Source organism: Citrobacter sp. Cf136, assembly GCF_030333815.1.
GTDB classification, from domain to species: domain Bacteria; phylum Pseudomonadota; class Gammaproteobacteria; order Enterobacterales; family Enterobacteriaceae; genus Citrobacter; species Citrobacter freundii.
The window spans coordinates 21,164-46,751 of the sequence record NZ_JAOWFE010000032.1 but is presented as its reverse complement, the minus strand read 5'-3'; the positions used below and the strand labels follow the sequence as shown (position 1 = coordinate 46,751).

Sequence of the window (25,588 nt, the reverse complement as noted above, 5' to 3'; positions counted from 1 at the left end):
TATGAAAAAATTACGCAGCAAAATGACGACCGAAGAACTGGCGGACTGTCTCGGAGTTGCCAAACAAACCGTCAATCGTTGGATCAGAGAACAAAACTGGACCACCGAAAAGTTTCCCGGCGTTAAAGGGGGTCGTGCAAGGCTGATTCATATCGACTCCAGCGTCCGCACGTTTCTGCTCAATATTCCGGCTTTTCGCAAAGTACCTGAAATTTATCAGGCAGAGGAACCGTTGGCAGAATACAACCACGTGGTGCGTAGCCACGCCTGTCGCCAGATAATTAGCGCACTGGACAACATGTCCCCAACGGAACAAGAAAAGCTGGCAATGTATATTTCTCGCGAAGGTATTCGCACTTTCCTTACCCGTCTGGGTATTGATGAGTCTGAATAACAGGCAAAAAAAACGGCAGGATGCGCTCCTGCCGTTGTTTCATCGCTCAACCGAGCTTACTGCTGGCTTTCACGCTCAGCAATAAACGCCAGCGCTTTATTAATACGCTCAATGCTGCGGGATTTACCAATCGCATGCACTGTGACGTCTAACGCCGGAGACTGACCCGCACCGGTTACGGCTACGCGCAGCGGCATCCCAACTTTACCCATACCCACTTCCAGCTCATCAGCGGTCGCCTGAATCGCGTGGTGCACGTTTTCTGCCGTCCACTCGCTGATAGCAGCCAGTTTATCGCGAACCACTTCCAGTGGCTGACGTGCTACCGGACGCAGGTGTTTCTTCGCGGCGTCCGCGTCGAACTCAGCAAAATCTTCGTAGAAGTAACGGCAGCTCTGCGCCATCTCTTTCAGCGTTTTGCAGCGCTCACCCAGCAGTTTAACCAGCTCAGACAGCTGCGGGCCGACGCGAGTGTCGATATTTTCCTGCTCAATGTGCCATTGCAGATGCGTTGCCACATATTCCGGTGCCAGCGCATTAATGTAGTGATGGTTCAGCCACTGCAGTTTTTCGGTGTTGAACGCACTGGCAGACTTACTCACCGCACCAAGGGAAAACAGTTTGATCATCTCTTCACGGGTGAAGATTTCCTGATCGCCGCTGGACCAGCCCAGACGCACCAGATAGTTCAGCAGCGCTTCCGGAAGGTAACCGTCGTCGCGATACTGCATAACGCTGACCGCACCGTGACGTTTAGAAAGTTTTTTACCATCGTCGCCGTTGATCATCGACACGTGTGCATAAACCGGTACCGGCGCATTCAGCGCTTTCAGGATGTTTATCTGGCGCGGAGTGTTGTTGATATGGTCTTCACCACGAATAACGTGAGTGATTTCCATATCCCAGTCGTCGACCACCACACAGAAGTTGTAGGTCGGGGAACCGTCGGTACGGCGGATGATCAGATCGTCCAGCTCCTGGTTGCTGAATTCGATCGGCCCACGGATCTGGTCATCAAAAATAACGGATCCATCCTGCGGGTTGGCAAAACGCACCACGCATGGTTCATCATCAGCATGATGTTCATGACCGTGGCGGCAGCGACCGTCGTAACGAGGCTTCTCACCGTTTGCCATCTGCTCTTCACGCAGCGCGTCCAGACGTTCTTTGGAGCAGTAGCATTTGTACGCGGTACCGGCTTCCAGCATCTCATCAATCACGGCGTTGTAGCGATCAAAACGTTTGGTCTGGAAGTACGGGCCTTCATCCCATTCCAGATTCAGCCAGTTCATGCCATCCATAATGGCTTCAATAGCTTCCGGAGTGGAGCGTTCGAGATCGGTGTCTTCAATACGCAGCACAAACTCACCGTCATGGTTACGTGCAAAAAGCCAGGAATATAGAGCAGTACGCGCACCACCGACGTGCAGGTAACCTGTCGGGCTTGGCGCGAAGCGAGTTTTGATTTTCATGAAATGGCCTTACGTTTATAAAGATGCCGACAACCGGCAAATCCTGGGAAGATTATCAGGCTCGTATTCTATCACTGTGGTCTGATTCCTCAATGTTGTTCAGGTTGGAACATCACGCTTTGCCATTTTCGTATACAAATCATGCTGCATGGATTGATTTGCGATCGTTTTGTTTAAATTTACGACGAACGAACAAATTCTTTAGAAAATGCGTTGACTCATTTTCAACTCTCCCTATAATGCGACTCCACACAGCGGGGGTGATTAGCTCAGCTGGGAGAGCACCTCCCTTACAAGGAGGGGGTCGGCGGTTCGAACCCGTCATCACCCACCAACTACTTTATGTAGTCTCCGCCGTGTAGAGTAAGAAATTGAGAAGTGGGTGATTAGCTCAGCTGGGAGAGCACCTCCCTTACAAGGAGGGGGTCGGCGGTTCGATCCCGTCATCACCCACCACTTTCTCGCCAGCTGGATTTCTTACGATAAAATTGAAGTACCGAAGTGGGTGATTAGCTCAGCTGGGAGAGCACCTCCCTTACAAGGAGGGGGTCGGCGGTTCGATCCCGTCATCACCCACCACTTCGGGTCGTTAGCTCAGTTGGTAGAGCAGTTGACTTTTAATCAATTGGTCGCAGGTTCGAATCCTGCACGACCCACCAATGTAAAAAAGCGCCCTAAAGGCGCTTTTTTACTATCTGCGATTTGTAAGATTCGAACCTGCCGCAGGTTCGGTGTTGAGCGCAGCGAAACAACGGAGCCGGTTACGGCGACGGCCCGAAGGGCGAGCGAAGCGAGTCATCCTGCACGACCCACCAATGTAAAAAGGCGCCCTAAAGGCGCCTTTTTGCTATCTGCAATTTGTAAGATTCGAACCTGCGGCAGGTTCGGTGTTGAGCGCAGCGAAACAACGGAGCCGGTTACGGCGACGGCCCGAAGGGCGAGCAAAGCGAGTCATCCTGCACGACCCACCAATGTAAAAAAGCGCCCTAAAGGCGCTTTTTTGCTATCTGCGATTTGTAAGATTTGAACCTGCCGCAGGTTCGGTGTTGAGCGCAACGAAACAACGGAGCCGGTTACGGCGATGGCCCGAAGGGCGAGCGAAGCGAGTCATCCTGCACGACCCACCAATGTAAAAAGGGCGCTGGCGGCGCCTTTTTGCTATCTGCGATTTATACAACTGCCTGATGCGCTACGCTTATCAGGCCTACCGACAATACTCTCTTCGTAGGCCGGATAAGACGTTAGTCGCCATCCGGCACAGATATCACATCGTCAATGCCGCTACCAGTTTCTCCAGCGCGGGTGTAGCCTGCTGTTGGTCATACACAATATATAAATCCGCCGGAATACGTTCCTCTAACGGTCGGAATACCACGCCTGGCCAACTCATCTGCGCATAACTGTCAGCAATTAACGTAATACCAATCCCCATACTGATCATCGCCAGCACCGTTTGCGGCTCCCTCACCTCACGGATAATCATCGGGGAAAATCCAGCGCTCAGGCAAACTCGCTGCAAAAATGCCCAGTCGGTATGAATGGAGGGCATCGTGACAAAATATTCATTTCTCAACGCTTCCAGCGGTACGGATTCACAGGCGGTAAGAGCATGTTCTTCCGGTATGGCCACCAAAAATGAGGATTCATGTAAGCGCAGGCTGGTAAATCCGGGAGAGGGTTCAGTAGCCATGCGCCAAATCCCCGCATCCAGTTCACGTCTTTCCAGCATCGTCATCTGCATTGCGGGCATGTTCTCGCGAAACTGCACCTCAACGTTGGGATTTTCCTTCAGAAAACGCCGCATCACCGGACGCATTTTTCCCCACATTGCGGTACCAATGACGCCTAGCTCAATTCGCCCTGCCTCACCGCGACCAATCTGTTCCACTCGTGCCAGCGCCTGATTAGCACTGGATAACAGTCTGCGCGATTCTTCCATCAAAATTTTTCCGGCGTGGGTTAACGCCACGCTGCGGGAATGACGGATAAATAGCAACGTGCCGAGCTGTTGTTCCAGCTCTTTAATATGCGTACTGAGGGGCGGTTGCGACATATTCAGGCGAGCAGCAGCGCGTCCAAAATGCAGTTCTTCTGCGACGGCAAGAAAATAACGCAGTAACTTCAGATCGATGCGGTGCGTGCGTTCCATGGATAATGCGCTCCTGAGTGAATATTAATGCGCAAAGTTACCACATTGCATCGCAGAAAATGAAACGGCGGGTATCAGAACCCGCCGCTAAAGGAGCATTAATGTGCCAGTGATTTCTGCGCTAGTCGTTCAGGCTCATGCTTATATTTAAAGAACAATGCAAAGATAACCGCCAGGACCAGCGCGTAAGCGGCAAACACCAGCCAGATAGTTTGCCAATCCTTGACGCCATCGACAGAAAAATAGTCCACCGCCATCCCGCTCAGGATTGAACCCACCCACGCACCAATGCCATTTACCATCGTCATAAACAATCCTTGGGCGCTGGCGCGAATGCTTGAGTCAACCTCCTGCTCGACAAATACCGATCCGGAGATGTTGAAGAAATCAAACGCGCAGCCGTAAACGATCATCGACATCAGCAGCAGCACAAAGCCAAACGGAGACGGATCGCCAAAGGCAAAAAAGCCAAAGCGCAGCGTCCACGCCAGCATACTCATCAGCATCACTGTTTTAATGCCAAAGCGTTTAAGGAAGAATGGAATAGTGAGGATAAAACCCACTTCCGCCATCTGCGAAACTGACAGCAAAATGGAGGGATATTTCACCACAAAGCTGTTGGCAAACTCAGGGTTACGAGCAAAATCATGCAGGAACGGATTGCCAAAGACGTTGGTAATTTGCAGCACCGCCCCCAGCATCATGGCAAACAAAAAGAAAATTGCCATGCGCGGATTTTTAAACAAAACAAACGCATCCAGCCCCAGTTTACTGGCCAGCGTGGCGGACTCTTTTTTCTCCGCAACCGGTATTTTTGGTAACGTCAGCGCATACAGAGCCAGCAGCAGCGATGCGCCTGAAGCGATATAAAGCTGTGCGCTGCTCAGTTCCAGCCCCATTAAGCTGACCGTCCACATCGCCACAATAAAACCTATCGTGCCAAATACACGAATTGGCGGGAACGCGGTGGCCGGATCCTGACCCGATTGTGCAAGGCATGAATATGAGACGCTGTTCGATAACGCAATCGTCGGCATATACGCCATCGCGTTAACCAACATTACCCAGAACATGGTCTGTGGATCGGTAACGGTTGTGGCGTACAGCAACACGCCAGCACACACCAGATGGCACAGCATATAAGCGCGCTCGGCACGCAGCCACTTATCGGCGATGATCCCCATAATGCCCGGCATAATAATCGCTGCCAGCCCTTTCGAGCTGTAGACCATACCCACATTCGCGCCGGTAAAATCCAGGGTGTTAATCATGTAAGAACCCAGGGTTACCAGCCAGCTTCCCCAGATGAAATATTGCAAAAACGACATGAGCTTTAAGCGAGATGCGATACCCATTTTTCCGTTCCTTGCCATAAAGTAAGACCCCGCAAGCGGGGTCATGTTTTAATTATTCAGGCCAGTTTGCGCAAGAAGCCACAGATCAGATTGATGAAGTTCTGCCGGGAGAGTTCCGCTGCAGCCAACGTCTGTGCGTGAGATAACTTCACATCCCCCAAACCTTCCGCCAGGTTGGTGATGGCAGCCACCGCAACCACTTTCAGACCGCAGTGGCGCGCAGAGATAACTTCAGGCACCACCGACATCCCCACCACGTCGCCGCCAATAATTTGCATCATGCGGATTTCTGCCGCCGTTTCAAAGTTCGGTCCCGGATAAGAAACAAACACCCCTTCGCTCAGCGGAAACCCTTCTTCTGCGGCGACGGTTTGCAGGATCGCACGATAGTCAGCATCATAGGCATTCGCCAGCGAAAAGAATCGCTCACCAAAACGCTCATCGTTTAGTCCGACCATTGGTGTACCTGGCATCGTATTAATGTGATCGCTAAGCGCAACGAGACTACCTGGTCCGACTTCGGGGCGCAAAGAACCTGCGGCATTAGTACAAAATAACAGTTCGCAGCCCAGCAGCTTCAGGGCGCGAATGGCGTCGGTCATCACCGTCATGCCGCGACCTTCATAAAAATGCCCACGCCCTTTCATACAGGCCACCGGAATACCCGCCAGATTTCCCAGCACCAGCTCACCGGCATGACCATGTACAGTACTGACAGGGAATCCCGGCAATTTTTCGTAAGAGATGGCCACTGCATCCTCGATTTGATCCGCCAGAGCACCGAGGCCAGAGCCAAGAATAAAGGCTACGCGCGGGGTGAAATCGGGTTTGTAACTACGAATGATGTCGGCGCTATACCAGGGATTTTGCGAGAAAAGAGAGTGACTCATGAGATATCCTTAATACTGAGTAGTCGAAAATAATGTCGCGTACCGCACTGTTATAGCGAGACTACGCAATCGATTACCAATACCGTTTATCCCGACAACCGATAGTAAATCGGTATCGATGAGTCGCCCTAAACCAGCCTGAAATCACATTTTTTTCGGGCCAGAAATGGCACAGGAATAGAGATACATGAAGATTTGGAACTTTTATTATTAAACTCCGCTCCGCCATATTGTAACTGAAGTTCTGTTCACTAATGCCGATACTCATGTTTTATGGCGTGAGGAATCCGTATGACAACGATTAACGTTTCCACCCCAACTGTTCAAAGCAGTAGTGGTGGTGGAAAAGCCCCAGCCGGGAATGACATCTCCGCTCAGATTGCACAAGTCACCCAAAAGATAACCAAGCTAACTCAGCAGCTCAAAGATATTCCCAATAGTAGTGGCAGCGTTGAGCAGAAGCGCGAACAGCAGGAACTTATTCAGACACAAATCAAAATGTTACAAGCACAGCTGGCTCAACTGTTACGACGGCAGGCCGAGGAGTCACAGCAAAAGCAAAGCGCCGATCAGAGAAAAGCTGAGGGCATCAACACGGCTTCCGACCAACATCAGGTCGATATTTATATCTGATACAACGGATCGCGGGCACGACCAGCGGTTAATTCACTGGCCTGCATACGCACCACGTCCCACAGCGCCTGAGCCGCGGTTGATAAAGAGCGGTTTTTACGTCGAGCCAGCATCAGTTGCCGTTCAACTACCGGCGTCAGGCGCTTAACCTGCAAGTGACTGCCCTGCGGTAAGGGGAGCGCCAGCGCGGGCAGCACACTGATGCCAATCCCCGCCTCCACCATCGGGAACAGCGTGGCGGGATGACCAATCTCCTGAACGATGTTGGCATCAATGGAAAAATGGGCCAACGCCGCATCGATCAGCGGTCGACTACCGGAAGCGTAATCCTGTAACACCAAACGTTCGTGATACAAATCCTGCCAGTTCACCCACTCACGTTGGGCTAACGGATGATCCTCGCGACACAGCAGCAGGAACGGTTCGGACAGTACGGCTTCACATTGCAGGTCGGTCACAGCACCAGGATCTATCACAATGCCAAAATCCACCTCTCCCTGGCGAATACTTTCCAGCACCCACTGCTGGGGCCTGTCGTGCAGCACAAAATCGATCGCAGGATAAAGCTCATTACTCTGGGCAATACACTGTGGAATAAGGTGAGCAGAGATTGTCTGGCTGGCGGCAACACGCACCGTTCCGGTTAACTGTGTCCCCACCTGGCCTGCTTCACGCAGCGTGCTGTGCAGTTCATCCAGAATACGTTCCAGGCGCGTCGCCAACTGGTGCCCCGCTTCCGTCAGCACCACTTCCCGCGTTGTTCTATCTAACAACCGCACCCCCGTCTGAGCTTCAAGCTCTTTAACGCTGTGGCTGACCGCAGACTGGCTTAAGCCAATAATATCCCCCGCCCGGCTAAAGCTTTTGGCCTGAGCGACGGTAACAAAGATACGGAGCTGACGCAGAGAGTAATTCATCTATTCGATTCATATATGGATGCAATAAATCAATTTTATTTCTCAAATGGAAAAACGCAAAATGTTGCTACTGAATTTCAGGAGCTTTTATGAAACTTTTTCGTATCCTTGATCCGTTCACGATTACGTTGATTACGGTCGTATTACTGGCGTCCTTTTTCCCAGCCGAAGGTGGCTTTGTGCCTTTCTTTGAAGGCTTAACCACCGCCGCCATTGCCCTGCTGTTTTTTATGCACGGGGCCAAGCTCTCTCGTGAGGCAATTATTGCCGGCGGTAGTCACTGGCGTTTGCATCTGTGGGTGATGTGCAGCACGTTTGTTGTTTTCCCGGTGCTGGGCGTTCTGTTCGCCTGGTGGGCGCCGGTTAATGTTGACCCGATGCTGTACACCGGTTTCCTGTACCTGTGTATTTTGCCGGCCACGGTGCAGTCGGCAATCGCCTTTACGTCGCTGGCGGGGGGGAACGTTGCCGCCGCCGTGTGTTCAGCTTCGGCCTCCAGCCTGCTGGGTATTTTTCTCTCGCCGTTGCTGGTTGGCCTGGTCATGAATATGCATGGCGCAGAAGGCAGCCTGGAGCAGGTGGGGAAAATCATGCTGCAGCTGCTGCTGCCGTTCGTACTGGGACATCTTTCGCGTCCGTGGATTGGTAACTGGGTGTCCCGACATAAAAAATGGATTGCAAAAACGGATCAATCATCCATTTTACTGGTGGTTTACTCCGCCTTCAGTGAAGCCGTGGTTAACGGGATCTGGCACAAAGTGGGGATTGGCTCACTGCTGTTTATCGTGGTGGTCAGCATCGTATTGCTGGCAATCGTGATTGGCATCAACGTCTTTGTTGCGCGTAAATGCGGCTTCAACAAGGCCGATGAGATCACCATTGTCTTTTGCGGATCGAAAAAGAGCCTGGCGAATGGGATCCCAATGGCAAATATTCTGTTCCCGACGTCAGTGATAGGAATGATGGTGCTGCCGCTGATGATCTTCCATCAAATTCAGTTGATGGTTTGTGCGGTGCTGGCACGTCGCTACAAGCAACAGACGGACGCATTACAGGCGCAGCAGAAAAGCCGCGCCGCAAAGGCTTAAAGCGGGCGTTTCAGGGGCTGCACCAGTTGCGTCAGCCCTTCAGTTTTAATCAGCAGCGTGATTTGCATCAGTTCGCCGAGCTTGCCCGGCGGGAATTCATCCTTACGGGCAAACCACAGCAGATACTCTTCCGGTACATCAATCAGCCGACGCCCTTTATATTTGCCAAAGGGCATCACGGTATTGGCGATTTCAACCAGCTGCTCTTTTTCCATCTCAGGCACCCAGTAAGCGGATCATTTCAGCTTCGTCGATCACTTCAATGCCCAACTCCTGCGCTTTTGCCAGTTTAGAGCCCGCCGCTTCCCCCGCAATCACTAGATCGGTTTTCTTCGACACGCTACCGGCCACTTTTGCCCCCAGCTCGGTCAGTCGTGCTTTGGCATCATCGCGTGACATCAGGCTCAGGCTCCCGGTCAGCACCACCGTCTTACCCGCAAAGGGGCTGTCGATTTCTTCAGCGTTGATAACCACCGGCGCTGGCCAGTGAATCCCCTGCTCCAAAAGCTGGACGATCACCTCGCGGTTACTCTCTTCGGCAAAGAAATTAAACACGTGGGTCGCCACCACGATGCCGACATCCGGCACTTTTTGCAGCTCTTCAACAGAGGCGGCTTCCAGCGCGTCGAGCGTGCCGAAATATGCAGCCAGACCTGCAGCCGTCGCTTCGCCGACTTCACGAATACCCAGCGCATAGAGGAAACGGGCAAACGTGGTCTCTTTCGCTTTTTCCAGCGCATTCACTACGTTTTGCGCCGACTTCGGCCCCATGCGATCAAGACCGGTCAGCTTACCTGCGGTCAGCGTGAAGAGATCCGCTGGCGTATGGACATACTCTTTCTCGACCAGTTGATCGATAATTTTGTCGCCCATGCCGTCGACGTCCAGCGCACGGCGGGAAACGAAGTGTTTCAATGATTCCTTCCGCTGTGCCCCGCAGATTAAACCTCCGGTACAACGAGTGACCGCTTCGCCTTCCACACGCTCAACGTCAGAGTTGCATACCGGACAGTGGGTGGGAAACTCGATTTCGCGGGTATTGTCCGGGCGCTCGGAAAGCACGACGTTCACTACCTGCGGGATGACATCGCCCGCACGGCGAATGACGACTTTATCGCCAATACGCAAACCAAGACGCTCAATTTCATCCGCATTGTGCAAGGTGGCGTTACTGACCAACACCCCGGCAACCTGAACTGGCTCAAGGCGGGCGACAGGCGTAATCGCCCCTGTACGTCCAACCTGAAACTCAACATCGCGGACAAAGGTCATCTGCTCCTGCGCCGGGAACTTAAAGGCCACCGCCCAACGCGGCGCGCGGGCAACAAAACCCAGTTGTTCCTGCAAGGCCATAGAGTTGACTTTGATCACCACACCATCGATATCGAATCCCAGCGTCGGTCGGTCTTCTTCAACCTTATGATAGTAAGCAAGTACTTCCTCCGGAGAGTCGCAAAGCGCCACTCTGTCGCTCACCGGCAATCCCCACTCTTTAAATTGCAGCAGACGGCCCAGATGGGTATCGGGCAACACACCACCTTCCAGCACACCAACGCCATAGCAGAAGAAAGTAAGCGGTCGCTTCGCAGTGATACGCGGATCGAGCTGGCGTAATGACCCAGCCGCCGCATTACGCGGGTTAGCAAACACTTTGTTGCCAGTACGGCGGGCCTCTTCGTTGATTTTTTCAAACCCGGCCTGCGGCAGGAACACCTCGCCGCGCACTTCCAGACGCGTCGGAATGTTATCGCCGCGCAGTTTTAACGGGATCGCACGAATGGTGCGCACGTTCGAGGTAATGTCTTCCCCGGTGGTGCCATCGCCGCGCGTTGCGGCGCTAACCAGCACGCCGTTTTCATAGAGAATACTCACCGCCAGCCCGTCAAGCTTCAGCTCACAGCACCAGGTTAGTTTGTCCGTACTCTTCAGTCGGTCCTGTACGCGCTTGTTAAAGGCGAGAAAACTCTCTTCATCAAACACGTTATCCAGCGACAGCATCGGCACTTCATGGCGAATCTGACTGAAAGCCGTTAACGGGGCGGCGCCAACGCGTTGGGTTGGCGAGTCAGGGGTAATAAGGTCCGGATGCTGCGCTTCCAGCTCGCGGAGTTCGCGCAGCAGACGATCGTATTCCGCATCGGGAATTTCCGGCGCGTCCATCACATGGTAGAGATACTCATGATGGCGAAGCGTGGTTCGCAGTTCTGTCAGTTGTTGTTCGATTGATTCCATATCGCACCATCAATGATAAAAAACCCCCGACAGGCGGGGGTTTAGCAAGGAGATGTCACGCCAAAGGAGAATCAGGCGCGAGATTCTTTAACTTCGCGGATGCGGTCCTGATACTCGCGCAGTTTCTGCGGCGTCATCATGCGACGTTGATCGTCAAGCACCACACCACCCACTTCATCGGCGATGTGCTGTGCGGACTGCAGCATCAGCTTAAAGTTTTGCAGCTCGTCCCCATAGGACGGAACCTGCATAAAAATAGTTACGCCAGGGGTGCTGAAATCACCCGTCATTTCGGGGTCAAACGTTCCTGGGTTAACCATATTGGCAAGGCTGAACAGCGACGGACCGCTGCCATCCGGGCTCAAATGACGATGGAAAATATTCATATCGCCAAATTTAAAACCGGCTTGCTGAATGCTATTGAGCAGCACTTCACCGTTGAGCTCGCTACCGTGATGCGCCGCAACGTTCATAATAATGACCGCTTCTTTACGCTGAGGTTTTTCAGCAGCAGGCGCTTCTTCAACTACCGGCTCAGGCTGCGGTTGATGTTCAACGGCAGGCTCTGCGGGCTGGAAAGTCTGCGTCGCAGGTTGCGGTGCTTGCTGCACGGGCTGCTGAACCTGCGGAGCAACGGGCTGATGCTGCATCGGCTGCTGTACAGGTTGTTGCTGAACAGGCTGATGTTGCACCGGCTGCTGCGGTTGTACAGGCTGCGGCTGAGCATGCGGCGGCGGTACCGGCGCTTGTGCAGGCTGCTGCGCGGGTTGACGCGGCTGAGCCGACGCATAAGGCGGCTGGTACTGGTGTTGCGGCGACTGAGGAGGAACACCATGTTCCTGCGCGTTACCGGGAGCATGATTCACACGATGAACGCGAACTTCGCCCACGCCTTCGTCTTCCTCGACGTTGTCGTCGAACGAATCCTCGTCTTCACGTTTAGACTTCATGCGTTTCAGTGGGCGATCGCGGAATATAGAAGACCGCTCTTTACGGCTAGTCCAAAAACCATGTACCAGTAAAGCGATTATGGCGATCGCGCCAACAATGATTAATATCAGACGCAAATCCTGCATCATTATATTCTCTGTTGTTCTAACACCTTGCCACCACGGCAAACATTTACTCACTAAGAGTATTTGTCGATTACGCCAAGTGCAAGTGCACTCTTGGCTTTCACGGCATAAAGATGAACAAAATTGTGCTTTTTGCTGTTTTTTCGAACATTTCTGAACAGCTTAACGCTCAACAACCCGGTAAGATACGCAAAGTTTACCAGAGCTTATATAACAAGGAGCATGTCCTGACCATGGTTTCATCATCTGCAGTCGTACCTCGCAGTGGCCTTTATTACTTTTCACAGGGATGGAAGCTCATCACCCAACCGGGCATTCGTCGCTTTGTCATCCTGCCTTTGCTGGTGAATATCCTGCTGATGGGCGGCGCATTCTGGTGGCTATTCACACAACTCGATAGCTGGATCCCCGCGCTGATGAGTCACGTCCCTGACTGGCTTCAGTGGCTCAGCTACTTGCTGTGGCCGATTGTCACTATCTCCGTACTACTGGTGTTCGGCTACCTGTTTTCCACCATAGCCAACTGGATTGCCGCGCCGTTTAACGGTCTGCTGGCTGAACAACTGGAAGCGCGCTTAACGGGCGCAACACCGCCTGACACCGGTGTTCTCGGCATCATGAAAGATATTCCCCGTATTATGAAACGTGAATGGCAAAAGCTGGCGTGGTATCTCCCGCGCGCCATCGTGTTGCTGATCCTCTATTTCATTCCGGGTATTGGGCAGACCTTCGCCCCGGTGCTGTGGTTCCTGTTCAGCGCATGGATGCTGGCCATTCAGTACTGCGATTATCCGTTTGATAACCATAAGGTGCCTTTTAAGGAGATGCGCGTCGCGCTGCGTACACGCAAAGTCACCAATATGCAGTTCGGCGCGCTGACCAGCCTGTTCACCATGATTCCGGTGCTCAATCTGTTCATCATGCCGGTCGCGGTTTGTGGTGCCACGGCGATGTGGGTAGACTGCTATCGTGCTAAGCACGCGTTATGGAAGTAATGCAAAAATGTGTAAAATCGGGCTGGCTTATGCCCGCTCTTATTCCATACTGCAAGGCATTATTTCCCATCAGCATATAGATATGCGATTTCCTTACTTCCCCATACTTTCTCAACAGGTATGCTGAAGCGGTATCCCAATTTCATACAGTTAAGGACAGGCCATGAGTAAGATTTTTGAAGACAACTCGCTGACTATCGGTCATACGCCGCTGGTTCGACTGAACCGTATCGGTAACGGACGCATTCTGGCGAAGGTGGAATCTCGTAACCCGAGCTTTAGCGTCAAATGCCGTATCGGTGCCAATATGATTTGGGATGCCGAAAAACGTGGTGTACTGAAACCGGGTGTTGAGCTGGTAGAACCGACCAGCGGCAACACGGGGATTGCGCTAGCCTACGTTGCCGCAGCCCGCGGTTACAAACTGACTCTGACCATGCCGGAAACGATGAGCATTGAGCGCCGCAAGCTTTTGAAAGCTCTGGGTGCGAACCTGGTGCTGACCGAAGGCGCAAAAGGGATGAAGGGTGCAATCCAGAAAGCGGAAGAAATTGTCGCCAGCGATCCGGAGAAGTTCCTGCTGCTGCAGCAGTTCAGCAACCCGGCGAACCCGGAAATTCACGAAAAAACCACCGGCCCGGAAATCTGGGAAGATACCGATGGCCAGGTTGATGTCTTTATTTCCGGCGTAGGTACCGGCGGTACATTGACTGGTGTGACCCGTTATATCAAAGGCACTAAAGGCAAAACCGATCTGATCACCGTCGCGGTTGAACCTACCGACTCCCCGGTTATCGCCCAGGCGCTGGCGGGTGAAGAACTTAAACCGGGCCCACATAAAATTCAGGGGATTGGCGCGGGTTTCATTCCAGGCAACCTTGATCTGAAACTTATCGATAAAGTCGTCGCCATCACCAATGATGAAGCAATCTCTACTGCGCGTCGCCTGATGGAAGAAGAAGGTATTCTGGCGGGCATTTCTTCCGGCGCTGCTGTTGCTGCCGCGCTTAAGCTGCAGGAAGATGAAACCTTTACCAATAAGAATATAGTGGTTATTCTACCGTCATCGGGTGAGCGTTATCTGAGCACTGCACTGTTTGCCGATCTCTTCACAGAGAAAGAACTGCAACAGTAATGCCAGCATGTTAAAAACGCGTAAAAAAGCACCCATTTGGGTGCTTTTTTGTGGCCTGCTTCAAAGTTTCAACTCGCCTGGCATTGATTCAACCCACCAGAACTGGTATTTAACCAAGCTAATTATTTTGATGCGCGAAATTAATCGTTACAGGAAAAGCGCTAGCTGAATCGATTTTATGATTTGGTTCAACTCTTCCTTTCGCGGCATAATGTTTAATGACGAACGAAACGTCAGCGGCAAGAAGTTGCCAGCAACGGATTGCACCGAACTCCTTTTGTGTCGCGTCCAGTTTACGCCGATGCTAACAATACAGGCTAAAGTTGAACCGCCAGGCTAGACTTTAGTTCCACAACACTAAACCTATAAGTTGGGGAAATATAATGTTCCAGCAAGAAGTTACCATTACCGCTCCGAACGGTCTGCATACTCGCCCTGCTGCTCAGTTTGTTAAAGAAGCAAAAGGCTTTACTTCTGATATTACTGTGACTTCCAACGGCAAAAGCGCTAGCGCCAAAAGCCTGTTTAAACTGCAGACTCTGGGCCTGACTCAGGGTACCGTTGTTACCCTGTCCGCAGAAGGTGAAGACGAGCAGAAAGCAGTTGAGCATCTGGTTAAACTGATGGCTGAACTCGAGTAAGTTCAACGAGTTCTTTTAAATATCAGTCACAAGTAAGGTAGGGTTATGATTTCAGGCATTTTAGCATCCCCGGGTATCGCTTTCGGTAAAGCATTGCTACTGAAAGAAGACGAAATCGTCATTGACCGGAAAAAAATTTCTGCCGACAAGGTTGATCAGGAAGTTGAACGTTTTCTGAGCGGTCGTGCCAAGGCATCTGCGCAACTGGAAGCGATCAAAACCAAAGCTGGTGAAACGTTCGGTGAAGAAAAAGAAGCCATCTTTGAAGGGCATATCATGCTGCTCGAAGATGAGGAGCTGGAGCAGGAAATCATAGCCCTGATTAAAGATAAGCACATGACGGCTGATGCAGCCGCGCATGAAGTTATCGAAGGTCAGGCCACAGCCCTGGAAGAGCTGGATGATGAATACCTGAAAGAACGTGCGGCTGACGTACGTGACATCGGTAAACGCCTGCTGCGTAACATCCTGGGTCTGGCAATTATCGACCTGAGCGCTATTCAGGAAGAAGTTATCCTGGTAGCCGCAGACCTGACCCCGTCAGAAACCGCACAGCTGAACCTGAACAAGGTGCTGGGTTTCATTACTGACGCGGGCGGACGTACCTCCCATACCTCTATCATGGCGCGTTCTCTGGAACTGCCTGCCATCGTCGGTACGGGTAGCGTCACCTCTCAGGTTAAAAACGACGACTATCTGATTCTGGATGCCGTAAACAATCAGGTTTACGTCAATCCGACCAACGACGTTATCGAGCAACTGCGTGCCGTTCAGGAGCAGGTTGCAACCGAGAAAGCGGAACTCGCTAAGCTGAAAGATCTGCCGGCTATCACGCTGGACGGACATCAGGTTGAAGTTTGCGCCAATATCGGTACCGTTCGTGACGTTGAAGGCGCTGAACGTAACGGCGCTGAAGGTGTGGGTCTGTACCGCACCGAATTCCTGTTCATGGACCGTGAATCGCTGCCAACTGAAGAAGAACAGTTTGCTGCGTATAAAGCCGTTGCTGAAGCCTGTGGCTCTCAGGCGGTCATCGTTCGCACCATGGACATCGGCGGCGATAAAGAACTGCCGTACATGAATTTCCCGAAAGAAGAGAACCCGTTCCTGGGCTGGCGTGCCGTGCGTATCGCCATGGATCGTAAAGAGATCCTGCGTGACCAGGTTCGCGCGATTCTGCGCGCCTCTGCTTTCGGTAAACTGCGCATCATGTTCCCAATGATCATCTCTGTTGAAGAAGTGCGTGCACTGCGCAAAGAGATCGAAATCTACAAACAGGAACTGCGCGACGAAGGTAAAGCATTTGACGAGAGCATTGAGATTGGCGTGATGGTGGAAACACCGGCTGCGGCAACAATTGCGCGTCATTTAGCCAAAGAAGTTGATTTCTTTAGTATCGGCACCAATGATTTAACGCAGTACACCCTGGCAGTTGACCGTGGTAATGATATGATTTCACACCTTTACCAACCGATGTCGCCATCTGTGCTGACGCTGATCAAGCAAGTTATTGATGCTTCTCATGCTGAAGGCAAATGGACTGGCATGTGTGGTGAGCTTGCAGGCGACGAACGTGCTACACTTCTGTTGCTGGGGATGGGTCTGGACGAATTCTCTATGAGCGCCATTTCTATCCCGCGCATTAAGAAGATTATCCGTAACACGAACTTCGAAGATGCGAAGGTGTTAGCAGAGCAGGCTCTTGCTCAACCGACAACGGACGAGTTAATGACGCTGGTTAACAAGTTCATTGAAGAAAAAACAATCTGCTAATCCACGAGATGCGGCCCAATTTACTGCTTAGGAGAAGATCATGGGTTTGTTCGATAAACTGAAATCTCTGGTTTCTGATGATAAGAAAGACACCGGAACTATTGAGATTGTTGCTCCGCTCTCTGGCGAGATCGTCAACATCGAAGACGTGCCGGATGTAGTTTTTGCTGAAAAAATCGTTGGTGATGGCATCGCTATCAAACCAACCGGTAACAAAATGGTTGCTCCTGTTGACGGCACCATCGGCAAAATCTTTGAAACCAACCACGCTTTCTCTATCGAATCCGACAGCGGCATTGAGCTGTTTGTTCACTTCGGTATTGATACCGTTGAACTGAAAGGCGAAGGCTTCAAACGCATCGCTGAAGAAGGTCAGCGCGTGAAAGTGGGCGACCCGGTTATTGAATTCGATCTGCCGCTGCTGGAAGAAAAAGCCAAGTCTACCCTGACTCCGGTTGTTATCTCCAACATGGACGAAATCAAAGAACTGATCAAACTGTCCGGTAGCGTGACCGTGGGTGAAACCCCGGTTATCCGCATCAAGAAGTAATTCTTGCCGCAGAGAAAAATGGCGCCGATTGGCGCCATTTTTTTATACACTTCATCCGCCATTAAATGTGTACAGTCACCGGGCGATAACACGCCTCGCGCATCAGGATCTTCATCCCTTCCGGCCCGCTCTCCAGCATCCGTCGTTCCGAATCCGCCACTAACAACTCACAGTCGTAACCACCCGCAATGCCGAACATAGCCCGCGCCACGCAGATATCTTCCAGTGCCGCTGTCCCGCAGGTATCAAAGTGTCCAACCATACGCCCATTCTGGCGAACTACCAGCCGGTAACTCTTCATCGCGCCTCCCCTGCCGGTGGCAGAATTAATTCATCACAACCGCACTGGTGCGTCCACGTCATCACATCCAGCACCCGCTGTGCAGCATCGTGCGTCGCGGTCGTCAGCGCTTTCCCCATCACAAGGCCGCTCACCAGCTCGGCACAGAACAGATCGCCAGTCCCCTTCAGATCCGTTTTCACTCGCGGGTGAGCTAACACCTCAACCGTTTCAGCCGTCACCACCGCAACATGAATAATCTCTTCCGTATCCCCCGGCGCACTGGTGATCACCACCCATTTCAGGGTGTCAGTGAGCAGTGATTGTGCCGCCGTAATGGCTTCGTCAAGCGTACGACACGGCTTTCCGCTCAGCATTTGCAGCTCGAACACATTTGGAGTCAGCCCCTGAGCCAGCGGCAGCAGGTGCTGACGATAAGCCTCCGGAATTTCGGCTTTAACATACATACCGCTATCCGTATCGCCAATCACGGGGTCGACCAAAATGCACAGGTCCGGATGCGTGGTCAGAACGGTTTTCAGCCACTGTGCCAGCAAGGCGATTTGTTCCGCGCTGCCCATGTAACCTGTCGTCACCGCCTTTAGCTCGCGCAAGGCATCACGCTCGTTTAAGGCGCGGAGATAACCGCTAAACCAGTCTGCTGGAATAACGCCGCCGTAGAAGGTTTCATAATGCGGGGTATTACTGAACAGCACCGTAGGTACTGCCGTCACGCGTAATCCCTGCGCTTTAATGGCCGGGACGGCGATGCTGTTACCTACGCTGCCATAAACCACCTGTGACTGAACGGCGACGATATCGGTCTGTAACGCCCGATGCGTGTCGTCGAAGAGCACTGACTGGATATCACTCTCCTTCTCCATAAATTTCTCCTCTCGCTGGACAGCGGGACTACGCCTCACTATTATCGTCATATGCTAAAATTCATTTTGTCATAGGTCAATAATGATCGACGGAAAAACCGCTAACGAAATTTTTGACAGTATCCGTCAACATGTCACTACAGGCACGCTGGCAGTGGGAGAAACGTTACCGCCAGTGCGGGAACTGGCAACGGAATTAAACGTGAACCGCAATACTGTCGCGGCGGCTTACAAACGCCTGGTCACCTCCGGGTTGGCACAGAGCCTGGGACGCAACGGTACGGTGATTAAGGGGATTACTGCCCCCGTAGCACTGGAAGGTGGTAATCCGGATACCCCGCTTATCGATCTTTCCGGCGGTAATCCAGCGCCCTCGCGACTTCCTGACCTGAGTAATTATTTTGCGAAGATAAATAAGAGTCCGCGCTTGTACGGCGATGCCGCTGTGTCACCTGGACTTAAGGCGTGGGCATCAGAATGGATGCAAAATGCAATGCCCGGCAAAGGGGAAATTGATATTACCAGCGGTGCCATTGATGCTATCGAACGGCTACTGTGCGCCCATTTGCTGCCTGGTGATAGCGTTGTCGTAGAAGATCCATGCTTTTTAAGCAGCATCAACATGCTGCGCTATGCCGGGTTCTCAGCAAACCCGGCCAGCGTTGACCGCGAAGGCATGCTGGCGGACCAGCTGGAACTCGCGTTACAGAAAGGCGCGCGGGCAGTAATTCTGACACCGCGCGCGCATAACCCGACAGGATGCAGCCTGAGCGCCTCACGCGCGGCGCAATTGCAGGAAATTCTGGCCCGCTATCCGCAGACGCTGGTGATTGTCGACGACCACTTTGCGCTGCTATCTGCTTGCCACTGGTATCCGGTGATTGCGAAGGAAACCACGCACTGGGCGGTTGTCCGCTCGATGTCAAAAACGTTAGGACCAGATTTACGCCTGGCCATTGTGGCCAGCGATCCGCTCACTTCAGGGAAGCTACGTTTAAGGCTTAACTCCGGCAGTCAGTGGGTCAGCCATCTGCTGCAGGATTTGGCCTGCGCCTGCCTGAATGACGAGACTTACCAACACACGCTGGCGCAAACTCAGCAATTTTACGCCGCCCAGCAGCAAAAGTTGACGGCAGCTCTGCGGCGACATGGCATTGAGTTACCCGTTGGTGACGGTCTGAATATGTGGCTACCGCTGGAAGATAACAGCCAGGCGATCGCTTTTGCGCTGGCAAAGTCCGGCTGGCTGGTACGCGAAGGCGAAGTGTTTGGCGTCAATACGTCTGCGCACGGCCTGCGCATTACGCTGTCAACATTATCAGACAGCGACATTGATAAGCTGGCGACTGATATCCATCAGGCGCTAAAGCGCTAACAGGAGAGAAAAAGTGCGAGTTCATTTTGTTATTCATGAGTCTTTTGAATCTGCTGGCGCGTATCTGCCGTGGGCTGAATCACGCGGCTATACCATCACCTGGTCGCACGTTTACGCCGGGGAAGCGGTCCCTGCGAACGCAGATGGCTTCGATATGTTGGTGGTGTTTGGCGGTCCGCAGTCACCACGAACCACGCTGGCAGAGTGTCCGTACTTTGATTCTCAGGCCGAGCAGCATCTGATCAATCAGGCGATTGCGGCACGTAAAATTGTGGTGGGGATCTGCCTGGGTTCACAGTTAATCGGCGAAGCGCTGGGTGCGAAGGTGTGCCAGAGTCCGGAAAAAGAGATTGGTCACTACCCGATCACCCTGACCGAAGCAGGCCAACAGCATCCGTTGTTCAGCCATTTTGGTTCACCGCTTACCGTCGGTCACTGGCACAACGATATGCCTGGATTAACCGACCAGGCGACAATTCTCGCCACAAGCGAGGGCTGCCCGCGACAAATCGTACAATACGGTAATTTCGTCTATGGTTTTCAGTGCCATATGGAATTTACGGCTGATGCTATAGAAGGGCTTATTCAACACTCCGAACAAGAACTGGCGGAAGCTAAAGGCAAGCGCTTCATCCGCTCCGTTGAAGAGATGCGCGCATGGGATTATCAGCAGATGAATGAGAAGCTGTGGCAATTCCTTGATAAGCTTGTGGAAAAACGTAACGATTGATTATGGCAGGCCGGATAAGACGCTTTGCGTCGTCATCCGGCGATCGTGTCGTACGTTTGCCTGATGCCACTATGCTTATCAGGCCTACAAACTAAATCCCTGATCCCTGGTTAAAGTGCTCTTCGCCAAACACGCCGGTTGAAAGGTAGCGATCGCCGCGATCGCAGATGATCGCCACCACCACCGCTCCCGGATTTTGTTCGGCCACGCGAATCGCTCCGGCTACTGCGCCGCCGGAACTGACGCCGCAGAACACACCCTCTTTCACCGCCAGCGCGCGCATGGTGTTTTCCGCATCGTTCTGATGAATATCCAATACCTCATCCACCAGCGAGGCGTTAAAAATGCCCGGCATATATTCCGCAGGCCAGCGGCGAATTCCCGGAATACTACTGCCCTCTTCCGGCTGCAGGCCAACGATGGTAACCGCTTTTTCTTGCTCACGCAGAAAACGCGACACACCGGTAATGGTGCCTGTTGTTCCCATACTGGAGACAAAGTGGGTAATACGACCTGACGTCTGCTGCCAGATTTCCGGTCCTGTGGTGGTGTAATGCGCGTATGGGTTATCCGGATTATTAAATTGGTCGAGAAGTTTACCTTCTCCGCGCTGCGCCATTTCAAGAGCTAAGTCACGCGCGCCTTCCATCCCCTGCTCTTTCGTCACCAGAACCAGTTCAGCCCCGTAAGCACGCATCGCCGCTCGGCGCTCCTGGCTCATGTTGTCTGGCATCAGCAGCTTCATGCGGTAGCCCTTCAGCGCGGCGATCATTGCCAGAGCAATTCCGGTATTACCGCTGGTAGCCTCGATCAGCACATCACCAGGCTTAATTTCTCCACGTTTTTCCGCTTCGACAATCATCGACAGCGCAGCCCGGTCTTTCACCGAACCCGCGGGATTATTCCCTTCCAGCTTGACCCAAATTTCACTACCGTTATCCGGCGCCAGACGTTGTAGTTTCACCAGAGGCGTATTGCCAATTGTTTGTTCTAATGTGTTCACGTTTTGAGCTCGTAAAAAAGCCCGGGGGCGCAGCGCTTACCGGGCGATAAACATACTTTTTAACCTATCAGGCACTTTGCGCCAGAGCAAGTTCCTCTTCACGCGTTTCAATGCGCTGGTCGCCGTTATACAGACGCGCATTTTGCAGCCCGACAAACAGCCGCTCGCCGCGGCTCGGGGAATCATCGCCCTGCATGATGACCGTCAGCGGTTCGTTATACCACCCCAGCGGTTGCACAACTAATTGGGTGTAGTGTCCTTTCGGGCTGGCTTCCAGTACCTGTACCGGCAACGGCGAATCCAGGCTGGTACGACGGCTCACGTCCACTTCCCACGGACGCAGGAACAGATCAACCGGTCCCTGATAACCAGGCGTATAACCCAGTGGCCAGCGGTGTGCGCCCACGTGGAATTGGCCGCCGCGAATCGTCCCCTGCAGGCGGTTAACCTCCCCCATAAATTCCAGCACAAAACGGGTAGCCGGTTCGCGCCAGACTTGATCCGGCGCATCAGCCTGCTCGATATGACCCTGACTCATCACCACCACGCGATCGGCAACTTCCGTCGCTTCTTCCTGGTCGTGGGTAACAAACACGCTGGTGAACTTCAGCTCTTCATGCAGCTGACGCAGCCAACGACGCAGCTCTTTACGCACCTGCGCATCGAGCGCGCCAAACGGCTCATCGAGCAGCAGGATCTGCGGCTCTACCGCCAGCGCACGCGCCAACGCCACACGCTGCTTTTGCCCACCAGAAAGCTGCGCCGGGAAGCGGTCCGCCAGATGAGCCAATTGAACCATCTCCAGCAGTTTGGTGACTTTTGCTTTGATGGCCGCCGCATTTGGACGCTCACGCCGTGGCAGGACCGTCAGACCAAACGCGATATTGTCGAAAACGGTCATATGACGAAACAGCGCATAGTGCTGGAATACGAATCCCACTTTACGGTCGCGAGCATGCAAACGACTGACGTCGGTGCCGTGAAAACGGATATGCCCGCTGGACTGATGCTCCAACCCGGCAATAATGCGCAGCAGCGTGGTTTTGCCCGAGCCGGATGGCCCCAGCAGCGCGACCATCTGACCTGAAGGAATATCCAGCGAGATATCGTTCAGCACCTGGGTGCGACCAAAAGACTTCTTAATATTGGCAATCTCAATGCTCATGATTTTCCTCCTGCTGCGCGCGTTTCTCCTGGTTCTCCAGACGCCATTGCAACATGCTCTTCAAAAACAGGGTAATAATCGCCATCAGCGTTAATAGCGCCGCGGCGGTAAAAGAGCCGACCGTGTTGTAGTCCTGCTCCAGTAATTCAATTTGTAGCGGTAGCGATAGGGTTTCGCCGCGAATCGAGCCGGAAACCACCGACACCGCGCCAAACTCGCCAATCGCACGGGCGTTGGTCAACACCACGCCGTACAGCAGCGCCCAACGAATATTCGGCAGCGTAACGCGGCGGAACATCTGCCAGCCGGACGCGCCCAGCAACACAGCCGCTTCATCTTCATTACTGCCCTGGCTTAACATCACCGGCACCAACTCTCGCACCACAAACGGACAGGTCACGAATACCGTCACCAGCACCATCCCCGGCCAGGCAAACATAATTTGCAGATTATGCTCATCCAGCCATCCACCCAGCGGACCGTTAGAGCCGTAAAACAGCAGATACACCAGGCCGGCAACCACCGGCGAGACGGCAAACGGAATATCCAGTAACGTCAGCAGAAGTTGGCGTCCTGGGAAGTTAAAACGGGTCACCAGCCAGGCCAGCAACACACCAAACACCAGGTTCACCGGCACCGCAATCAGCGCAATCAGCACCGTCAGCCAGATGGCATGCAGCATGTCCGGGTCTGCCAGGTTCTGTAATACCGGCATTAATCCCTTGCTGAACGCCTGCACGAAGATGTAAATCATCGGCACCAGCAAAATAAACGCGGAGACCAGCATGCCTGTGCCGATCAAAAACCATTTCCCCCAGTTGATGCGGGGCGCGCCATAGCGTTTCAATTGGGTAATGTCTGCCATCAGTGACCTACCACACGTCGACCAAAGCGACTTTGCAGGGTGTTAATTGAAAACAGCAGCAACAACGAAGCCCCGAGGATCACAGAAGCAATCGCGCTGGCGGCCGGGTAGTCAAACTCCTGCAAGCGAACAAAAATCATCAGCGAGGTTACTTCCGTTTTCCATGCGATGTTCCCAGCGATAAAGATAACCGCGCCAAACTCACCGAGGCTTCGGGTAAACGAAAGCGCAACGCCCGCCACCAGCGCGGGGGACAGCTCCGGCAGCACCACTTTACGGAAACTCTGCCAGCGCGTAGCACCGAGCGTTTCTGCGGCTTCTTCATATTCGGGACCTAATTCTTCCAGCACCGGCTGGACGGTACGCACCACAAACGGAATGCTGGTAAACGCCATCGCCACCGCGATACCAAGCCAGGTGTAGGTCACCTTGATATCCAGCTTCGCCAGCCACTCGCCGTAGAAGCCATTAACCGAAAACAGCGACGCCAGCGTCAGACCCGCCACCGCTGTAGGCAGCGCAAACGGCAGATCCATCAGTGCATCCAACAGCGTACGGCCCGGAAAGCGATAGCGGGTTAAGATCCACGCCATCAGCAAACCGAACACGCCGTTGAAAATCGACGCCACAAACGCCGACAGCAGCGTCACTTTATAAGCCGCCACCACCTGCGGATTGGTAATCACATCCCAGTATTGCGCCCAGCTCATTTGCGCCAGTTGCATCACCAGCGCGCTCAGCGGCAGCAGCAATATCAGGCAGACAAACAGTAAGCTTGTGCCCAGGCTTAAAGTGAAGCCGGGCAGCACGCGTCGGGAAGAAACAGCAAACATTTACTTACGCCCCGCCGCCAGCAGTTTGTCCAGCTCTCCACCGCTGACAAAGTGTGTTTTCATCACTTCAGGCCACGAACCAAACTTATCCTCCACACGGAACAATTCAGTCTGCGGGAATTTATCTTGCTGTTTGTCCATCACCTGCGGGTTATTCACGCGGTAGTAGAAATCGGTAATAATGGTTTGCGCCTGTGGGCTGTACAGCCAGGTCAGGTACGCTTTAGCTGCTTTTTCAGTACCGTTGGCTTGCACATTTTTATCTACCCAGGCTACCGGGAATTCAGCGAGAATATTGGTTTTCGGGATAACCACTTCAAAACCCTGCGCTTCATACTGTTTACGAATGTTGTTCACTTCTGATTCGAAGCTGATCAGCACATCGCCCAGACCGCGCTCTGCAAAGGTGGTGGTAGCACCGCGACCGCCGGTATCAAACACTTCGACGTTTTTCAGAAACTGGGTCATGAACTGTTCGGTTTTGGTTTTATCACCACCGTCAGCTTTATCCGCAGCACCCCACGCCGCCAGATAGGTATAGCGCGCGTTACCGGAGGTTTTTGGGTTCGGGAAAATCAGTTTCACATCAGAACGCACAAGGTCATTCCAGTCATGAATGTTTTTCGGGTTCCCCTTACGCACCAGGAAACCCATAGTGGAATAGAACGGCGAGCTGTTATTCGGCAGACGGCTTTGCCAGTCGGCGGGGATCAGTTTGCCTTTGTCATGCAGGATCTGCACGTCGGTGACCTGGTTATAGGTCACCACATCGGCTTTCAGCCCCTGCAGAATCGCCAGAGCCTGTTTTGATGACCCGGCATGAGATTGTTTAATCGTCAGTTTGTCACCGCCGTTATCCTTCGCCCATTGCTGTTCAAACGGCGGATTAAGGGCGGCAAAAAGCTCACGGGAAACATCGTATGAACTGTTCAGCAGTTCCGTTGCCTGCGCCTGCCCCACCAGCAACAGCATGGCTGCCAGCGTCAGTGTTCTTTTTTTCAGTAAGTTAACGGCCATTGCGCACCCTTATAAATTTAATGACTTTCTTATGGTCATCATATTTATAACCAGTGCTAAAGGAGTAACGGTTTTATATACCGTTTGATGATTTGAAAGTTGAAAAGAGAATAAGAGAATCCCTCCCCACATCGAG

The 25,588-nt window shown here is 52.8% G+C and carries 25 protein-coding genes, 4 tRNA genes and 3 other RNA genes; 17 read left to right on the top strand and 15 right to left on the bottom strand.

Annotated elements, in window-relative coordinates; translation table 11 throughout:
- Window position 1: 1 nt before the first annotated feature.
- Window positions 2–394 carry a MerR family transcriptional regulator gene (locus tag OGV98_RS04535; RefSeq protein ID WP_003028279.1) on the top strand — a complete coding sequence of 131 codons (393 nt, stop codon included), beginning with the start codon at window positions 2–4 and terminating at the stop codon, window positions 392–394.
- Window positions 395–450: 56 nt separating this feature from the next.
- Here the strand turns inward: OGV98_RS04535 and gltX are convergent, their stop codons facing one another.
- Window positions 451–1,866, bottom strand: coding sequence for a glutamate--tRNA ligase (gene gltX, locus OGV98_RS04530; RefSeq protein WP_003845002.1), 1,416 nt, complete (start codon window positions 1,864–1,866; stop codon window positions 451–453).
- Between the two features lie 258 nt (window positions 1,867–2,124).
- Between gltX and OGV98_RS04525 the strand changes: the two genes are divergently transcribed.
- The 7 genes from OGV98_RS04525 (at window position 2,125) to OGV98_RS04495 (ending at window position 2,993) form a co-directional block, all read left to right on the top strand.
- Window positions 2,125–2,200: transfer RNA gene (locus tag OGV98_RS04525), tRNA-Val, on the top strand.
- A gap of 46 nt (window positions 2,201–2,246) precedes the next feature.
- Window positions 2,247–2,322 (top strand) — tRNA-Val (locus tag OGV98_RS04520).
- Between the two features lie 47 nt (window positions 2,323–2,369).
- Window positions 2,370–2,445: transfer RNA gene (locus tag OGV98_RS04515), tRNA-Val, on the top strand.
- 4 nt (window positions 2,446–2,449) lie between these two features.
- Window positions 2,450–2,525, top strand: a tRNA-Lys gene (locus tag OGV98_RS04510).
- 29 nt (window positions 2,526–2,554) lie between these two features.
- Window positions 2,555–2,681, top strand: a non-coding RNA gene (locus tag OGV98_RS04505) — RtT sRNA.
- A gap of 29 nt (window positions 2,682–2,710) precedes the next feature.
- Window positions 2,711–2,837: non-coding RNA, RtT sRNA (locus OGV98_RS04500), on the top strand.
- 29 nt (window positions 2,838–2,866) lie between these two features.
- A non-coding RNA gene (locus OGV98_RS04495) (RtT sRNA) lies at window positions 2,867–2,993 on the top strand.
- A 137-nt stretch (window positions 2,994–3,130) separates the two neighbouring features.
- Here OGV98_RS04495 and OGV98_RS04490 read toward each other — a convergent pair.
- The 3 genes from OGV98_RS04490 to xapA all read right to left on the bottom strand — a co-directional run bounded on the left by OGV98_RS04490 (window position 3,131) and on the right by xapA (window position 6,260).
- Entirely contained in the window at window positions 3,131–4,015 is an 885-nt protein-coding gene (locus tag OGV98_RS04490; RefSeq protein WP_003838579.1) for a LysR family transcriptional regulator, read from the bottom strand.
- Window positions 4,016–4,113: 98 nt separating this feature from the next.
- Complete coding sequence (locus OGV98_RS04485; protein WP_003838577.1) at window positions 4,114–5,370, bottom strand: nucleoside permease; 1,257 nt, start codon at window positions 5,368–5,370, stop codon at window positions 4,114–4,116.
- A gap of 56 nt (window positions 5,371–5,426) precedes the next feature.
- Entirely contained in the window at window positions 5,427–6,260 is an 834-nt protein-coding gene (gene xapA / locus OGV98_RS04480) for a xanthosine phosphorylase (RefSeq protein WP_049014868.1), read from the bottom strand.
- Window positions 6,261–6,551: 291 nt separating this feature from the next.
- Between xapA and OGV98_RS04475 the strand changes: the two genes are divergently transcribed.
- Window positions 6,552–6,893 (top strand): FlxA-like family protein, encoded by a 342-nt coding sequence (locus OGV98_RS04475; protein WP_003038109.1) that lies wholly within the window; start codon window positions 6,552–6,554, stop codon window positions 6,891–6,893.
- On the opposite strand, the gene OGV98_RS04470 is transcribed toward OGV98_RS04475, so the two are convergent.
- Complete coding sequence (locus OGV98_RS04470) at window positions 6,884–7,810, bottom strand: LysR family transcriptional regulator (RefSeq protein WP_046670126.1); 927 nt, start codon at window positions 7,808–7,810, stop codon at window positions 6,884–6,886. The two genes, OGV98_RS04475 and OGV98_RS04470, sit on opposite strands and share 10 nt — an antisense overlap.
- Before the next feature lie 89 nt (window positions 7,811–7,899).
- Between OGV98_RS04470 and OGV98_RS04465 the strand changes: the two genes are divergently transcribed.
- The gene (locus OGV98_RS04465) at window positions 7,900–8,898 is read left to right on the top strand and encodes a bile acid:sodium symporter family protein (protein ID WP_003038103.1); all 999 of its coding nucleotides are present in this window, start codon (window positions 7,900–7,902) and stop codon (window positions 8,896–8,898) included.
- On the opposite strand, the gene OGV98_RS04460 is transcribed toward OGV98_RS04465, so the two are convergent.
- The 3 genes from OGV98_RS04460 to zipA all read right to left on the bottom strand — a co-directional run bounded on the left by OGV98_RS04460 (window position 8,895) and on the right by zipA (window position 12,209).
- A complete protein-coding gene (locus tag OGV98_RS04460; RefSeq protein WP_003038102.1) occupies window positions 8,895–9,113 on the bottom strand; it encodes a DUF3820 family protein in 219 nt (72 codons plus the stop codon). The two genes, OGV98_RS04465 and OGV98_RS04460, sit on opposite strands and share 4 nt — an antisense overlap.
- Window position 9,114: 1 nt before the next feature.
- Window positions 9,115–11,130, bottom strand: a complete 2,016-nt coding sequence (gene ligA, locus OGV98_RS04455) for an NAD-dependent DNA ligase LigA (protein ID WP_032949736.1) — start codon at window positions 11,128–11,130, stop codon at window positions 9,115–9,117.
- A gap of 71 nt (window positions 11,131–11,201) precedes the next feature.
- Window positions 11,202–12,209, bottom strand: a complete 1,008-nt coding sequence (zipA, locus tag OGV98_RS04450) for a cell division protein ZipA (RefSeq protein WP_048217287.1) — start codon at window positions 12,207–12,209, stop codon at window positions 11,202–11,204.
- 230 nt (window positions 12,210–12,439) lie between these two features.
- Here zipA and cysZ point away from each other — a divergent pair, with 230 nt between their 5' ends.
- From cysZ to crr, 5 genes are all read left to right on the top strand, one after another.
- Window positions 12,440–13,201: a sulfate transporter CysZ gene (gene cysZ, locus OGV98_RS04445; RefSeq protein ID WP_171862620.1), complete on the top strand. Its 762-nt coding sequence runs from the start codon at window positions 12,440–12,442 to the stop codon at window positions 13,199–13,201.
- Window positions 13,202–13,364: 163 nt separating this feature from the next.
- Window positions 13,365–14,336: a cysteine synthase A gene (cysK, locus tag OGV98_RS04440; protein ID WP_003038091.1), complete on the top strand. Its 972-nt coding sequence runs from the start codon at window positions 13,365–13,367 to the stop codon at window positions 14,334–14,336.
- A gap of 383 nt (window positions 14,337–14,719) precedes the next feature.
- Entirely contained in the window at window positions 14,720–14,977 is a 258-nt protein-coding gene (gene ptsH / locus OGV98_RS04435; RefSeq protein ID WP_003038086.1) for a phosphocarrier protein Hpr, read from the top strand.
- A 45-nt stretch (window positions 14,978–15,022) separates the two neighbouring features.
- On the top strand, window positions 15,023–16,750 hold the full coding sequence (gene ptsI, locus OGV98_RS04430) for a phosphoenolpyruvate-protein phosphotransferase PtsI (protein ID WP_003038080.1): 1,728 nt from the start codon (window positions 15,023–15,025) through the stop codon (window positions 16,748–16,750).
- A 40-nt stretch (window positions 16,751–16,790) separates the two neighbouring features.
- A complete protein-coding gene (gene crr / locus OGV98_RS04425; RefSeq protein WP_000522253.1) occupies window positions 16,791–17,300 on the top strand; it encodes a PTS glucose transporter subunit IIA in 510 nt (169 codons plus the stop codon).
- Window positions 17,301–17,361: 61 nt separating this feature from the next.
- Here the strand turns inward: crr and OGV98_RS04420 are convergent, their stop codons facing one another.
- Both OGV98_RS04420 and pdxK read right to left on the bottom strand, forming a co-directional pair.
- Window positions 17,362–17,601 (bottom strand): hypothetical protein, encoded by a 240-nt coding sequence (locus tag OGV98_RS04420; protein WP_049000840.1) that lies wholly within the window; start codon window positions 17,599–17,601, stop codon window positions 17,362–17,364.
- Window positions 17,598–18,464: a pyridoxine/pyridoxal/pyridoxamine kinase gene (gene pdxK / locus OGV98_RS04415; RefSeq protein ID WP_286551061.1), complete on the bottom strand. Its 867-nt coding sequence runs from the start codon at window positions 18,462–18,464 to the stop codon at window positions 17,598–17,600. Before pdxK ends, OGV98_RS04420 begins: the two co-directional genes overlap by 4 nt.
- Window positions 18,465–18,546: 82 nt before the next feature.
- Between pdxK and ptsJ the strand changes: the two genes are divergently transcribed.
- Entirely contained in the window at window positions 18,547–19,839 is a 1,293-nt protein-coding gene (gene ptsJ, locus OGV98_RS04410; RefSeq protein ID WP_200003016.1) for a MocR-like B6 salvage transcription factor PtsJ, read from the top strand.
- A 13-nt stretch (window positions 19,840–19,852) separates the two neighbouring features.
- Window positions 19,853–20,569: a type 1 glutamine amidotransferase gene (locus OGV98_RS04405; protein ID WP_003838553.1), complete on the top strand. Its 717-nt coding sequence runs from the start codon at window positions 19,853–19,855 to the stop codon at window positions 20,567–20,569.
- 91 nt (window positions 20,570–20,660) lie between these two features.
- On the opposite strand, the gene cysM is transcribed toward OGV98_RS04405, so the two are convergent.
- The 5 genes from cysM to cysP form a co-directional block, all read right to left on the bottom strand.
- Window positions 20,661–21,572 carry a cysteine synthase CysM gene (gene cysM / locus OGV98_RS04400; RefSeq protein WP_003838552.1) on the bottom strand — a complete coding sequence of 304 codons (912 nt, stop codon included), beginning with the start codon at window positions 21,570–21,572 and terminating at the stop codon, window positions 20,661–20,663.
- A gap of 67 nt (window positions 21,573–21,639) precedes the next feature.
- Complete coding sequence (gene cysA / locus OGV98_RS04395) at window positions 21,640–22,737, bottom strand: sulfate/thiosulfate ABC transporter ATP-binding protein CysA (RefSeq protein ID WP_003038066.1); 1,098 nt, start codon at window positions 22,735–22,737, stop codon at window positions 21,640–21,642.
- Window positions 22,727–23,602: a sulfate/thiosulfate ABC transporter permease CysW gene (gene cysW / locus OGV98_RS04390; RefSeq protein ID WP_003038064.1), complete on the bottom strand. Its 876-nt coding sequence runs from the start codon at window positions 23,600–23,602 to the stop codon at window positions 22,727–22,729. Before cysW ends, cysA begins: the two co-directional genes overlap by 11 nt.
- On the bottom strand, window positions 23,602–24,435 hold the full coding sequence (cysT, locus tag OGV98_RS04385) for a sulfate/thiosulfate ABC transporter permease CysT (RefSeq protein ID WP_003038061.1): 834 nt from the start codon (window positions 24,433–24,435) through the stop codon (window positions 23,602–23,604). The genes cysW and cysT overlap by 1 nt, the downstream gene beginning before the upstream one ends.
- Entirely contained in the window at window positions 24,436–25,452 is a 1,017-nt protein-coding gene (cysP, locus tag OGV98_RS04380) for a thiosulfate/sulfate ABC transporter substrate-binding protein CysP (RefSeq protein WP_003038059.1), read from the bottom strand.
- Window positions 25,453–25,588 lie beyond the last annotated feature (136 nt).